At 72.8% G+C, this 12,695-nt stretch carries 10 protein-coding genes; 7 read left to right on the top strand and 3 right to left on the bottom strand.

What is annotated here, in order from left to right; genetic code table 11:
* Positions 1–22: 22 nt before the first annotated feature.
* Positions 23–1,132 carry a winged helix DNA-binding domain-containing protein gene (locus tag AB0O48_RS20685; protein WP_365067599.1) on the bottom strand — a complete coding sequence of 370 codons (1,110 nt, stop codon included), beginning with the start codon at positions 1,130–1,132 and terminating at the stop codon, positions 23–25.
* A 138-nt stretch (positions 1,133–1,270) separates the two neighbouring features.
* On the opposite strand from AB0O48_RS20685, the gene AB0O48_RS20680 reads away from it, so the two are divergent.
* The 4 genes from AB0O48_RS20680 (at position 1,271) to wrbA (ending at position 3,750) form a co-directional block, all read left to right on the top strand.
* Positions 1,271–1,663, top strand: a complete 393-nt coding sequence (locus tag AB0O48_RS20680; protein WP_365067596.1) for a hypothetical protein — start codon at positions 1,271–1,273, stop codon at positions 1,661–1,663.
* 63 nt (positions 1,664–1,726) lie between these two features.
* Positions 1,727–2,485, top strand: a complete 759-nt coding sequence (locus AB0O48_RS20675) for a HipA family kinase (RefSeq protein ID WP_357248459.1) — start codon at positions 1,727–1,729, stop codon at positions 2,483–2,485.
* Entirely contained in the window at positions 2,482–2,850 is a 369-nt protein-coding gene (locus AB0O48_RS20670) for a DUF3037 domain-containing protein (RefSeq protein ID WP_357248456.1), read from the top strand. The genes AB0O48_RS20675 and AB0O48_RS20670 overlap by 4 nt, the downstream gene beginning before the upstream one ends.
* A gap of 282 nt (positions 2,851–3,132) precedes the next feature.
* The gene (gene wrbA / locus AB0O48_RS20665) at positions 3,133–3,750 is read left to right on the top strand and encodes an NAD(P)H:quinone oxidoreductase (RefSeq protein WP_357248453.1); all 618 of its coding nucleotides are present in this window, start codon (positions 3,133–3,135) and stop codon (positions 3,748–3,750) included.
* Positions 3,751–3,837: 87 nt separating this feature from the next.
* On the opposite strand, the gene AB0O48_RS20660 is transcribed toward wrbA, so the two are convergent.
* Positions 3,838–5,757 (bottom strand): anthranilate synthase family protein, encoded by a 1,920-nt coding sequence (locus tag AB0O48_RS20660; protein ID WP_365067591.1) that lies wholly within the window; start codon positions 5,755–5,757, stop codon positions 3,838–3,840.
* Positions 5,758–5,966: 209 nt separating this feature from the next.
* On the opposite strand from AB0O48_RS20660, the gene AB0O48_RS20655 reads away from it, so the two are divergent.
* From AB0O48_RS20655 to AB0O48_RS20645, 3 genes are all read left to right on the top strand, one after another.
* Complete coding sequence (locus AB0O48_RS20655) at positions 5,967–7,379, top strand: FGGY family carbohydrate kinase (protein WP_357248448.1); 1,413 nt, start codon at positions 5,967–5,969, stop codon at positions 7,377–7,379.
* Positions 7,380–7,478: 99 nt separating this feature from the next.
* The gene (locus AB0O48_RS20650; protein ID WP_365067588.1) at positions 7,479–10,016 is read left to right on the top strand and encodes a nitrate- and nitrite sensing domain-containing protein; all 2,538 of its coding nucleotides are present in this window, start codon (positions 7,479–7,481) and stop codon (positions 10,014–10,016) included.
* Between the two features lie 5 nt (positions 10,017–10,021).
* Complete coding sequence (locus AB0O48_RS20645; protein WP_357248782.1) at positions 10,022–10,435, top strand: roadblock/LC7 domain-containing protein; 414 nt, start codon at positions 10,022–10,024, stop codon at positions 10,433–10,435.
* A gap of 80 nt (positions 10,436–10,515) precedes the next feature.
* Here the strand turns inward: AB0O48_RS20645 and AB0O48_RS20640 are convergent, their stop codons facing one another.
* Positions 10,516–11,859, bottom strand: coding sequence for a GH1 family beta-glucosidase (locus AB0O48_RS20640; RefSeq protein WP_365067585.1), 1,344 nt, complete (start codon positions 11,857–11,859; stop codon positions 10,516–10,518).
* Positions 11,860–12,695 lie beyond the last annotated feature (836 nt).

Raw genomic sequence — 12,695 nt, 5'->3', positions numbered from 1 at the left:
GACAGAACGGGGTGAGCAGTGCTCAGGTCGGCCAGTCGAAGCGGGGCGGCAGCCCGAGGTAGTCGGCGTACCGCTGTAGTGCCTGCTCGACGCCTGCCTGCTCGTCGGCCGCCATCGGGGTCAGCGGCTGGACCGTGATGGTGACGGCGGCCCGGCCCACCTTGCGCTTCCACACGCCCACCACCCGGCCGGCGCGGACCACGGTCGCCTGGAAGATGCCGTTGTTGCCCGGCACCACGGCCGCCTGGTGCGCCGGGTCGAGCATCAGCGTGCGATCCCGGTAGCCGAGCAGGTACTCGTCGAAGCCGGGCAGCGCCAGCACGTCATCGGGCGGGGTGCGCGGCGCACCGGCCAGCGCCGCGTCGATGTGCATCGGTGCGCCGTCGATTCGTACCGTGCTCAGCAGGTCGCCGGCCGCGGCCAGGCCGCGCCGGGCGTCGGTCAGGGTGAGGCCGGTCCAGCCGGCGAACTCGCGGTCGGTGACCGGCCCGTGCCCCCGGACGTAGCGGTGGGCGAGCAGGGCCAGCGCCTCGTCCCGCTCCAGCCGACGTTGCTCCGGCGCCCACTCGTCGAGCAGGGCGAAGGTCTGGTCGGTGCCGACGTTCGGTGCCACACAGGTCACTCCGCGCACACTCGCGTACCAGAGCAGGTGGTAGCCGCGTTGTCCGTCGGTGCCCAGGCCGGCTTCGCGCAGGGTCGCCAGGCACTGTGCGCGGGTGAGCCGGCCGCCGCCGGTCAACGCGGTGCCGAGGACGTCCACCGCCCGATCCGCGTCGGCCTCGGTGAGCCCGAGCTGTGCCCGGCGGGTCGCCGCGCCGGCCAGCGAACGAACGCCGGTCAGCTCCAGCATCCAGCGGGCGTCGGCGGGTGGGACGAGGTGCACGGTGCCCCGCATCGGCCAGGTGCGCAGCGCCTCGCGCCGCTCCAGGGCCGCCTGCACGTCCGCGACGGTCCGGCCAGCCAGCCGCGCGCCCAGTGACCACAGCCCACTGGCCAGGTCCTGTGCCTGCATCGCGCCGAACCACTCGACGACGTCGGCGACACCAGCGGGTCGGGTGCTCGGATGCGGGCGCAGCAGCAGGCTTGTCATCCGCAGACCGAGCGCCTCGGATGCGGTGAGCTCCCCGGTCATCGGGCTCCTTCCCCGGAGGTTGCCGCGTCAGGGTAGGCCACCCCACCGACAGCACCACCTCGGGTGGCATAACCGCAGGTCCAGAGGGAAGGCGGCCGACCGGAAGTACGCGAGCCGCGCGTACGAAAGGGGAGTCTCATGACTGCCGCAAGCGAACCGGCACGGGGTGCCGGCGTATCGGCCGGGTCCCGGGCACGCCGGGCGTCCACCGACGCCAAGACCAGCGCGGCCGCCACCTTCGCACTGGTCTTCGGGGTGGCCGGCCTGTTCAGTGTGTGGACCGCGATCCTTGCCTGGCTGGGGCTGGTGCTCGGCATCATCGGGATCATCCTCGGCATCGTCGGCCTCAAGATGGCACGCCGACCTGGGGTGACCGGCCGTGGCGTGTCGATCGGCGGTCTGGTGCTCAGCATCCTGGCGGTGCTGATCGGCCTGGGCCTCGCTGCGGGCATCACCACCTTCGTCAACAACGAGAACGCGGTGGACCGCCTGCAGACCCAGGTCGACAAGCTGCGCGACAAGATCGACTGACCGCGCGTCCCGGTCTGGGGCGGCCCGCCACCCGTCCCGGCCGGTCCCAGTAGGGTGGGCGGCGTGCTCCGCCAGGTCACCGCCATCCGCTACGTCACCCCGCTGCGCGAGGGTGGGTCGCTGCCGGGCGTGGTGGAGGCCGACGACCTGGGCACGTACGTGGCGAAGTTCCGCGGCGCCGGTCAGGGACCCAAGGCGCTGATCGCCGAGGTGATCTGCGGCGAGTTGGCCCGCCGTCTGGAGCTGCGGGTGCCCCCGCTGGTCGTGCTCGACATCGACCCGGTCATCGGGCGAGCCGAGCCCGACCAGGAGGTGCAGGAGTTGCTGCGCAACAGCGGCGGGGCCAACCTGGGGATGGACTTCCTGCCCGGGGCGCTGGGCTTCGACCCGCTGGCGCACCCCGTCGACCCGGTGCTGGCCTCCCGGGTGCTCTGGTTCGACGCCTACGTGGAGAACGTCGACCGGAGTTGGCGCAACCCCAACCTGCTGGTCTGGCACCGGGAGTTGTGGCTGATCGACCACGGGGCCTCGCTGTACTTCCACCACAACTGGCCGCGGGCCGAGGCGGCCGTGCACCGTGCCTACCGGGCCGACGACCACGTGCTCGCGCCGTACGCCTCCCGGCTGGCCGACGCCGACGCCGAGTTGGCGCCCCGGGTCACCCCGGAGTTGCTCACCGAGGTGCTGGCGCTGGTGCCGGGGGAGTGGCTGACCGCCGCCGACTTCGAGACGGCCGACGCCGCTCGCGCCGCGTACCTGGCACATCTGTCCCGCCGGGTCGCCCGCACCGCCGACTGGCTGCCGCAGGGGAGCGCGGCATGAGGCACCCCTTCGAGTACGCGCTGATCCGGCTGGTGCCCCGCATCGAGCGCGGCGAACAGATCAACGTCGGGGTGCTGCTCTACTGCCAACAGCGCGACTTCCTGGCCGCGCGTACGCACCTGGACGCCGACCGGGTCCGCGCGCTGGCGCCGGACGTCGACCTGCCGGCGGTGGCCGCCGTGCTCTCGTCCCTCGACCGGACCTGCTCCGGCGACGGGCCGGCGACCCGGATGCGGCTCGGTGAGCGGTTCCACTGGCTGGCCGCTCCGCGCAGCACGATGATCCAGACCGGGCCGGTGCACACCGGGCTCACCGCCGATCCGGCGGCCGAGCTGGAACGGTTGATGGCGGCCCTGGTCCACTGAGCGGAGGCGGCCCGGGCTCGGCCCCTGATCGCGCTGCGCCAGCTCCGTTGCTGGCGAAGCGCGATCCCCCGTTCAGGTGCTCGGTGCGGGGCGGCGGTTGGTTCCCGCCGGCACCGGTGACATCAGGATCGCGGTCCGTACGGGGCGCGGGGTCGAAACAGTCGGGAAGTTGCGGAAAACTTGAGCCGGCGGACCGGAACAGGGGTCCGCGTGCCCTGCCGTTAGAGGTCGCGCCCAGCGGGTAGTCGCGGGAGCTGACCCGAGACGAGAAGGGGACATCCGATGGCTGCCCAGACCAAGGTAGCGGTGATCTACTACAGCGCCACCAGCATCACGTACCAGATGGCGCAGGCTGTCTGCGAGGCTGCCGGAGATGCCGGCGCCGACGTACGCCTGCGTAAGGTCCGCGAGCTGGCGCCGGACGAGGCGATCCGCTCCAACTCCGGCTGGCAGGCGCATCACCTGGAGACCCAGGACGTTCCCGAGGCGATGGTCGACGACCTGGCCTGGGCCGATGTGGTGATCATGGGTGCTCCGACCCGGTACGGCATGATCGCGGCCCAGTTGAAGCAGTTCATCGACACCACCGGTCCGCTGTGGGCACAGGGTGCGCTGGCCAACAAGGTCTACGCCGCCTTCACCTCGACGGCGACCTCGCACGGCGGGCAGGAGACCACGCTGACCTCGCTCTTCAACGTCTTCTACCACTGGGGTGGCGTCGTGGTCGCCCCCGGCTACACCGACACCAGCCAGTTCATCGCCGGCAACCCGTACGGTGCCTCGCACACGAGCAACAACGGGGAGATCGCCCCGGACGCCGTGGCACTCGGGGCCTGCGCGCTGACCGCCCGACGTGCGGTGCTGCTGGGCACCGCGCTGAAGGCGGGCATGGCCGGCTGACGACGGCAGGCGACCGGTGGCGCGGGCGGGGGCTCTCGGCCCGTCCACGCCACCGGTCGCATCCCGCACTACCCGGCGGCGGGACGGCTATGCGCGCCCGCCCGTGGCGGACAGCTCGTCGGCGCTCGGTGCCGGCAGCAGATCAGTCAACAGCTCGCTGAGCACCGCGAGCCCGTCCGGGCTGAGCACCGACTCCGGGTGGAACTGCACCCCGGCGAAGCCACGCCCCCGCAGGGCGTGCACGGCGCCGTCGCCCGCGTCCCGGGCGAGGTCCACCGGCCCGTACGCGCTGGCCACCCGGTCCTCGTCCGCGCGCGCCGTGAACGTGGAGTAGAACCCCACCCGGCGGTCCCGCCCGAACAGCGACACCTCCCGCTGCGTCCCCTGGTAGGGCGCCTCCCGGCGATGCAGAGCCAGCCCCAGCAGCCCGGCCAGCACCTGGTGGCCGAGGCAGACCGCGAGGGTGGGCCGCCCGGTCGCCAGCAACTCGGTCAGCAACTCCCGCAGCGCCACCATCTTCGGCTCGTCCAGGCTGCCCGGGTCACCCGGCCCGGGGCCGACCACCACCAGGTCGTAGCCGTCGACGGGCCCACCCGCGTGCCACGGCCGCAGGCTCACCGCGAGGCCCAGCGCGCCCAGTTGGTGGGCCAGCATCCCGGTGAAGGTGTCCTCGGCGTCCACGATCAACACTCGGCGGCCGACCAGTCCGGGCAACCCGGACGCGTCCGGCGCCCGCTGGTCCAGCCAGAACCGTGCCAGCGGCGCGTTGCGCGCGGCCAGCGCGTCGCGTACCTCCGGGTCGTCGGCCAGCCGGGCGACCGCGCCGCCGCCGGCGGACGCCGCCGGCCCGAGGCCGAGCGCGGCCAGCACACCGGCGGCCTTGGCGTGCGTCTCCGCCACCTCACCCGCCGCCGTCGAGTGTCGGACCAGGGTGGCGCCCACCGGCACCCGCAGGTGGCCGGTGGGGGAGATCTCGGCGGTACGGATCAGGATCGGTGCGTCCAGCGTCTGCCGACCGGCCTCGTCGTGACCGAGCAGCGCCAGCACCCCGGCGTAGTAGCTCCGGCCGCGGCCCTCGTGCCGGGCGATCACCCGGCAGGCGTTCTCCATCGGGCTGCCGGTCACGGTCGGGGCGAACATCGTCTCCCGAAGTACCTCCCGGACGTCGCGGGTACCCCGTCCGGCCAGCAGGTACTCGGTGTGCGCCAGGTGCGACATCTCCTTCAGGTACGGGCCGATCACCTGGCCGCCGTCCTCGGCGACGGTGGCCATCATCTTCAGTTCCTCGTCGAGCACCATGTACAGCTCCTCGACCTCCTTCGGGTCGGCGAGGAAGCGCAGCAGCGCCGCCCGGTCCGCGGTGCCGCCGCCGGACCGGAAGGTGCCGCTGATCGGGTTCATCATGACCAGCCCGTCGTCGACGCTCACGTGCCGCTCCGGGCTGGCACCGACAAGCGTCCGGGTGCCGGTGTGCACGACGAACGTCCAGTACGCGCCACGTTCGGCCACCAGCAACCGGCGTAGCGCGGCCAGCGCGGCCACCAGCGGTCGGCCCTGCACGGTGGCGTGCAGGGTGCGGTGGATGACGAAGTTCGCGCCCTCGCCGCGGCCGATCTCCTCGGCGAGCACCCGTTGCACGGTCCGGGCGTACTCCTCGTCGGTGACGTCGAAGGCGGCGTCGCTGGTGCGGACCGGTTCGTCGGGCAGCGTGGCCAGGGCGTCGGCCAGCGCGATCCGCCGATGCTCGCGGACCTGGAGGCACTCCAGCGGAGCGCCGTCGTCGACGCAGGCGAAGCCGCGTTCGGTGATCTGGCGGTACGGCACCAGGGCCAGCGTCCGCGCTCCGGGCGTGCCCGGCGGCAGCGGGATGTCGGCCAGGCGCTCGACGGTGTCGACCGGGCCGGTGAACAACTCCAACTCGTCCGCGCCCTCGCGACGCAGCAACGCGAAGGGTCCCGGGTCGGCGCCGCTGGTCACGGCGGTGAGCAGGTCGGTCAGGTGGGTCATCGAGTGTCTCCGTGGGGCCGGGCGCCGCCGGTCGAGGCGGCCATCCGGGCCGGGGAGATCCGGCGGCCGCCTCGATGGCGGCCGCGTGGATGGAGCTACGCGCGGAGGGTGGCCGCCGGGTCGGCGGGCCACCAGCAGGTCGGATGCGCGAGCATGTGATCCACCCTACGCGCCCGGCGCCCGCCCGGCACCGGGTAACTTGACCGGCGATGAACATTCTCGCGCTCGACCTGGGTACCTCCTCGGTACGCGGGCTCGTGCTGGACCCCGACAGCCGTCCGCTGCCCGGTGCCCTGGCCCGGCGCAAGGTCGACCTCGCCATCGGCGACGACGGCACCGGCACGCTGTCCGGCCCCGGCTACCTCGCCTGCCTGATCGAGTGCCTCGACGAGTTGGCCGACGCGGGGCACCTGCACGACGTGGACCTGGTGGCGGTCTCCGCCCAGTGGCACTCGGTGCTGCCGCTGGACCGCGACGGCACCCCGATGGGTCCGGTGGTCACCTGGCTGGACACCCGGCCCGCGCCGGTCGGCGGTACGGCGGGACCTTCCGACCCGGACGGCTTCCATCAGCGCACCGGCTGCTGGTGGCACCGCTCGTACTGGTCGATGCGCCTGCCCTGGCTGCGCGAGCAGTCCGGCAGCCCGATCGCCCGGTTCGTCGGCCTGCCCGAGTACGTGCTGGGCGAGCTGCTCGACGACGCGCCCATGTCGGTGTCCCAGGCCTCCGGGACCGGTCTGCTCGACCTGCGCACCCTGCGCTGGGACGAGGAGGCGCTGACGCTGGCCGGGGCGCGGTCGGGGGACCTGCCGGTCCTCGGCGGGTTGGACTGGCACGGCCGGCTCCGGGCCGAGAGGGCCCGCCGGTGGCCGCAGCTGGCGCAGGCCCGGTGGTCACCGCCGGTGGGCGACGGTGGGGCGTCGAACGTCGGCTCGGGCTGCGTCGACCCGAGCCGGGCCGCGGTCACCGTGGGCACCTCGGCGGCCGTACGGCTGATGCAGCGCATCCCGGCCGGCGAGCCGATGCCCCGTCTCCCCGAGCGTCTGTGGCGCTACCGGGTCGACCACGACCACGTGGTCACCGGCGCGGCGTACGCCTGCGGCGGCAACCTGTTCGCCTGGGCGAACCGGGAGCTGCGGTTGCCCCAGGGCGCTGAGCTGGACGCGGCGCTGGCGCTGGTGCCGGTGGGCGGTGGCCGACCGGCCGACCCGCGCTTCGGTGGCGACCGGCCGCCCGGTCTGCTGCCGGCGGGCAGCGGGCAGCTCCGCGACCTCAGCTTCAGCACCACCTCGGTGGACATCCTGGCCGGGTTGATGCAGGGCCTGTGTGACCTGGTCGCGGAGGATCTCGCGGTGCTGGAATCCACCATCGACAAACCGGTGGGCGTGGTGCTGGGCGGCGGCGCGGTGGCCGCCTCGGTGTGGTGGCGGCAGGCCTTCGCCGCCGCGCTGGCACCGCGACCGGTGTCGCACCAGCGGAACCCGGAGATCGGTGCCACCGGGGCGGCACTTGTGGCGCTGGGCCGGTTCGGAGACGCGATCGGGCTCGCCGACATCGGCCGGACGGACGAGCTGGTCTTACCGACCACGGCAGGACGTTCCCACCCGCAGTATCCTTCCTGAACCTCCGCGTCGCCCGGGCCGTTGACAGCGCTCCCGAGCCTGGTTGGATGGACTGCGCTCCCCGGACCGCGGTGGACGCGGTAGGACCGAGGAGGCAGGGTGGCGGTGGGTTCCGACCCGGCGAGCGGCACGGTGTCGAGCCACCGCCGACGCCGCTTCGACGTCCGAGTCGTGCCGCATCGGCGTCGGTCACCGTTCCGGCTGCGGGACTGGCGGATGAGCACGAAGCTCGCGACCGTGCTGATGGTGCCGTCGATGGCGTTCCTGGTGCTCGCCGGGGTGCAGACCAGCGCGCTGGTCGGGCGGACGACGGCGTTGAACGACTTCTCCCGCCAGGTCGGGATCGGCCGGCAGATCACCACCGCGGTGCACCAGCTCCAGCAGGAGCGCGACCGCTCGGCCGGGGAGCTGGGTGAGCGGCGCGGGGGCGGCGACCGGGACAACGCGGCGTCCAACCTGAAGCCGTTGCAGACGGTGACCGACCGGGCGATCGTGGACCTGCGTCGGGCCGCCGAGCCGCTCGCGGACGCCGACGCGTCCTGGCGGGTCGCCTACTCCGAGGCGATGGAGGCGTACGACCAGGTTGTCGACATCCGGCCGGCGATCCCGCCGGCGGTGCTCAGCAGCGACACGATCCTGAGCAACTACCACCGGGCGATCAGCGCGATGCTCGACCTGCTGGCCGAGCCGACCCCTGGTCAGGACCAGCCCGCGTTGAACAACGCGGTCCTGCGCTACGTGCAGCTGGCCCGGGTCAAGGAACTCTCCTCCCGGCTGCGCGCCCAGCTCTACGCCGCCTCCCGCGCCGGCGGGTACGGCACCGAGGACCGGGTGCTCCTCGCGGACCTGCGCGGCCAACAGTTGACCGCGCTCGGCGCGTTCCGGGTGGCCGCGACCGACGACCAGATCCGCCGCTACGACGAGACCACGGTGACCCCGGAGTTCCAGGTCGCCACACGGCTGGAGGAACGCAGCCTGCCGGCCAGCGACGCGCCGCCGAAGGTGCTGCCGTCGGAGCAGTGGTGGGCGGCCAGCCAGCAGCGCCAGGACCTGTTGCGCCAGCTCGAGGCGGGGGTGCTGGACGACGCGGTGCGGCAGGCCGACGACGCCAGCAGCGGTCAGCTTCGGACCACCCTGCTGGTCGTCGGCGGCATCGTCGTGGTCCTGCTGGTCGCCCTGCTGATCTCGTTGCTCATCGGACGGTCGGTGGCCCGTTCGATGCGGCTGTTGCGGAGTCAGGCGCTCCGGATCGCGCAGGTCGAGCTGCCGGACGCGCTGGACCGCCTCAAGACCGTCACCGGCGGGGTGCCCGCCATCGACGTCGCGCCCGCGGTGGTCCGCTCGCTCGACGAGATCGGCGAGCTGGCCGAGGCGTTCGTGGCGGTGCACCGCAGCGCCGTCACCGTCGCCGTCGAGCAGGCGCTCATGCGGCGCAACGTCAACGCGATGTTCGTCAACCTGGCCCGCCGCAGCCAGGTGCTCGTGGAACGCCAACTGGAGCTGCTGGACGACCTGGAGCGTGAGGAGAGCGACCCGGACCAGTTGGAGAACCTGTTCAAGCTCGATCACCTGGCCGCGCGCATGCGCCGCAACGACGAGAGCCTGCTGGTGCTCGCCGGCACCGACTCGACCCGACGGTGGAACCGGCCGGTCGGGATCGGTTCGATGTTGCTGGCCGCCGCCGCGGAGATCGAGCAGTACCAGCGGGTCCGCATCGAGTCGGTGTCCGACGGGTATGTGGTCGGGCACGCCGTCGGCGAGCTGGTGCACATGTTGGCCGAGTTGCTGGAGAACGCCACCGCCTTCTCCCGCCCGGACACTCTCGTGGTGGTGACCGCCAGGGTCGAGGCCGCGACCGCGCTGATCGAGATAGTCGACAGTGGTCTCGGCATGAGCCCGGCCGCGCTGGCCGAGGCGAACGCGGTGCTGGCCAGCCCTCCGGCCGCGGATGTCGCGGCGGTGGAGCGGATGGGTCTGTTCGTGGTCAGCCACTTGGCCGCCCGGCTGGGCGTCAGCGTGCGCCTCGACGGGGGCCAGGACGGCCTGGTCGCCCGGCTCGTGCTGCCCGCGGTGCTGTTGGCGCCGGAGGGTCCGGCGGAGCTGGATCCACCCGCGCCGGCGCGGATGCTGGCGACGAGCGCCGCGCGGGAGATGGTGGCACCGCCCGGGGGCGCCCGGGAGGCAGACGCCCCGGGAGTGGGCTTCGGTGCCCGGGACCTGCCGGTGGCCGGCCGGCGGCCGGGGGCGGCCGTGCCGCGTCAGGCCCGTCCGGTGCCGGTGCGTTCCGAGGACGTGCTGACCCCGGCCGGCGATCCCGGCGCAGGGGCGGGCTGGTGGTCGCGACAGGGTCCGTCCGCTCCGGCGGTGCCCGCCGCGGCGGTGCCGCCGGCCATCCCGGTGACCGCCGGCACGAACGAGCGCGGACTTCCGGTGCGGGTGCCGATGGCGCAGTTGAGCGCGGTCACCCGTACGGCACAACCGACCTCGGCGCCGAACCGCGTCGACCTGGACCCGGAAGCGGTCGGTGGCATGCTCTCCCGGCTCTACAGCGGGGTGCGGCGCGCCGAGGCCGAGGCCACCACCGAGATTTCCGGGCCACCGTCCGGGGCGCACGACGAAGGGGGACGACGACAGTGACGACGTTGAGCCAGGAGGCGCGTGACCTGAGTTGGCTGGTGAGCGCGTTCGCGGACCGGGTGCCGGGCGTGGCGCACGCGGTGGTGGTCTCCTCGGACGGGTTGCTGGTGGCGATCTCCGATCATTTGCCGCGCGACAACGCGGACAAGCTCGCGGCGGTGACCTCCGGGCTGATGAGCATCACGGCGGGCGCGGCGCAGATGTTCGACGGCGATATCGTCAAGCAGACGGTGGTCGAGATGGGCCGCGGCTACTTCCTGGTGATGCAGATCCGCGACGGTTCGATCCTGGCCACCCTGGCCGCCGGGGACGCGGACATCGGTGTGGTGGGTTACGAGATGGCCCGGCTGGCCAAGCAGGCGGGGGAGATGCTCACCCCGGCGCTGCGAGCGGAGTTGCAGCAGGCGCTGCCCCGCTGAGCGGCCGGTCCGGGACCCGGACGGTCACCGGCTCACCCGAGCCGAGCCGTCCGGGCCCGGCACTCCGGGTGGCGGCCCGCTCAGAAGCCGCCGTCGGTGATGACGGAGCGGTACCAGGTGGCGCTGCTCTTGAGCACCCGCCGCTGGGTCGGGTAGTCCACGTAGACAAGCCCCCAGCGCTGGTCGTATCCGGCGTCCCACTCGAAGTTGTCGAGCAGCGACCAGACGTGGAAGCTCTCCAGTGGCACCCCGGCGGCGATGGCCCGGTGCACGGCGGTGAGGTGGTCGCGCAGGAAGCTGATCCGGCCGGTGTCCTGGACGGTGTCGTCCGCCCCCAGCGTGTCCGCCGTGGGCAGGCCGTTCTCGGTGATGGTGAGGGGAATCGGGCCGTAGTCACGGGTGACCCGGGTCAGCAGGTCGTACATCCCGTCGGGGTAGATCTGCTGCCACTCGGCCACCGAGGTCGACCAGCGTCGTACGGTGCCGCCGTCGCCGGTGACGTAGATCGGCGTGTAGTACTGAACGGCCAGCAGGTCGATCGGCGCCGAGATGATCTTCAGGTCGCCGTCGCGGATGCCCTGGACCATCCGGCTCTGCGGACCCAGGTCGGCCAGCAGGTCCTCCGGGTAGCTGCCCTTGAGCAGGGAGTCGAGGTAGAGGCGGTTCTCGTAGCCGTCGTAGAGGTGGGCGGCGGCGGCTGCCTGCGGGGAGTCGTCGGCGGGGTAGCAGGGGTGCAGGTTGAGCGCGGGGCCGATCCGGCTGTCGCTGCCGCTGGCCCGCAGCGTGCCGACGGCGAGACCGTGCGCGAGTTGCAGGTGGTGGGCGACCAGGTAGGCGGCGTCCGGGTCCTGTCGGCCGGGGGCGTGGTGACCGGTGAGGTAGCCGTTCTGCACCACGGTCTTGGGCTCGTTGATGGTGAGCCACGCCGGCACCCGGTCGCCCAGGGCGCGGAAGAGCACGTCGGCGTAGTCGGCGAAGCGGTGGGCGGTGTCGCGTGACTCCCAGCCGCCGGCGTCCTGCAGTGCCTGCGGGAGGTCCCAGTGGAACAGGGTGGCCATCGGGGCGATGCCCCGCTCGTGCAGGCCGTCGATGAGCCGGCGGTAGAAGTCGAGCCCGCGCTGGTTGGGCAGGCCGCTGCCGTCGGGCTGGATCCGTGGCCAGGAGATGGAGAAGCGGTAGCTGCGCAGCCCGAGGTCGCGCATGAGGTCGAGGTCCTCGGCGTACCGGTGGTAGTGGTCGGCGGCCACGTCGCCGGTGTCGCCGTTACGGGTGCTGCCCTGGACGCGGCTGAAGGTGTCCCAGACGGACTCTCCGCGCCCGTCCTCCTTCGCGGCGCCCTCGATCTGGTACGCCGAGGTGGCCGCGCCCCAACCGAAGTTGTCGGGGAAGCGCAGTGGGCCGGCGGGCCCGGTAGGTATCGACATGGATTCTCCTCGTGGATACGGGGCCACCGCCGAGATTCGGGAGCGCTCCCAGAATAGGCCAGGGGCGGCCGGCCCGGTCAGCTGGCCGTCATGGCGGCCGGCGGTGGCGGGTCGAGGCGGTTGGAGGCCCCAGACAGCGAACAAGGCCGCCGGGCGGCGCGGCGCGCCTGTCCCGTCGGCCTCTTTTCCCATCGTGTACGGGGGTTTAGTGTGGGGACGGGGGAGGGCAACCCCCGTCCCCACCGTAACTGCACACACACGGGCGGAATTTGGGTCCTGCCGTGCGTGTCGCGCGGGAGCCGGGCCACGCGAGTGGCTCTGGTTCCACCTCCCTCCGTAAGGCGGGACGATGGCTGACGACGGCGTCCGGGCTGGCCCGTCGTCGGCCCTCGGGTTGGTTCGCCGGGCCCGTCAGAAACGACCCCAGCGATCTTCTTGTTGGAACCTTGTCGATGGAAGCGCTCCCATCGACCGATGTTGCGACTGTAACGCCCGTCACCGCTTTGTGAAAGACCCAAAACGAGATCGAAACAACGGGCTGAACGAGTGGCGTGTGCGCTTGTTGTGGGAGCGCTTCCATGGCAGACTGTCGATTCAACGCGACAGGAGCCACATCGCGTGAGCGCGGGTTCACCGAGGGCAGCCGGCAGCACGATCCCGGTCACGGTCACCCGATCGCAGCCGGCGGGACCCCCTCCCGTGCGGGCCGCACCGCCCTACCCCGGCCGGGCCCGGGGGAGACCACCTTCCCGGCGCCTCGAATCTCCCGCGGACCACCACCCTCGCGGGCAGGCGCCTTCGCCGGGGACCGTCCCGGCCTGGTCCGAGGAGACACC

The organism is Micromonospora sp. NPDC085948 (assembly GCF_040686315.1).
Lineage (GTDB): Bacteria > Actinomycetota > Actinomycetes > Mycobacteriales > Micromonosporaceae > Micromonospora.
Note: the sequence above shows the minus strand (reverse complement) of the source record. Positions and strands in the feature narration are given on the sequence as shown.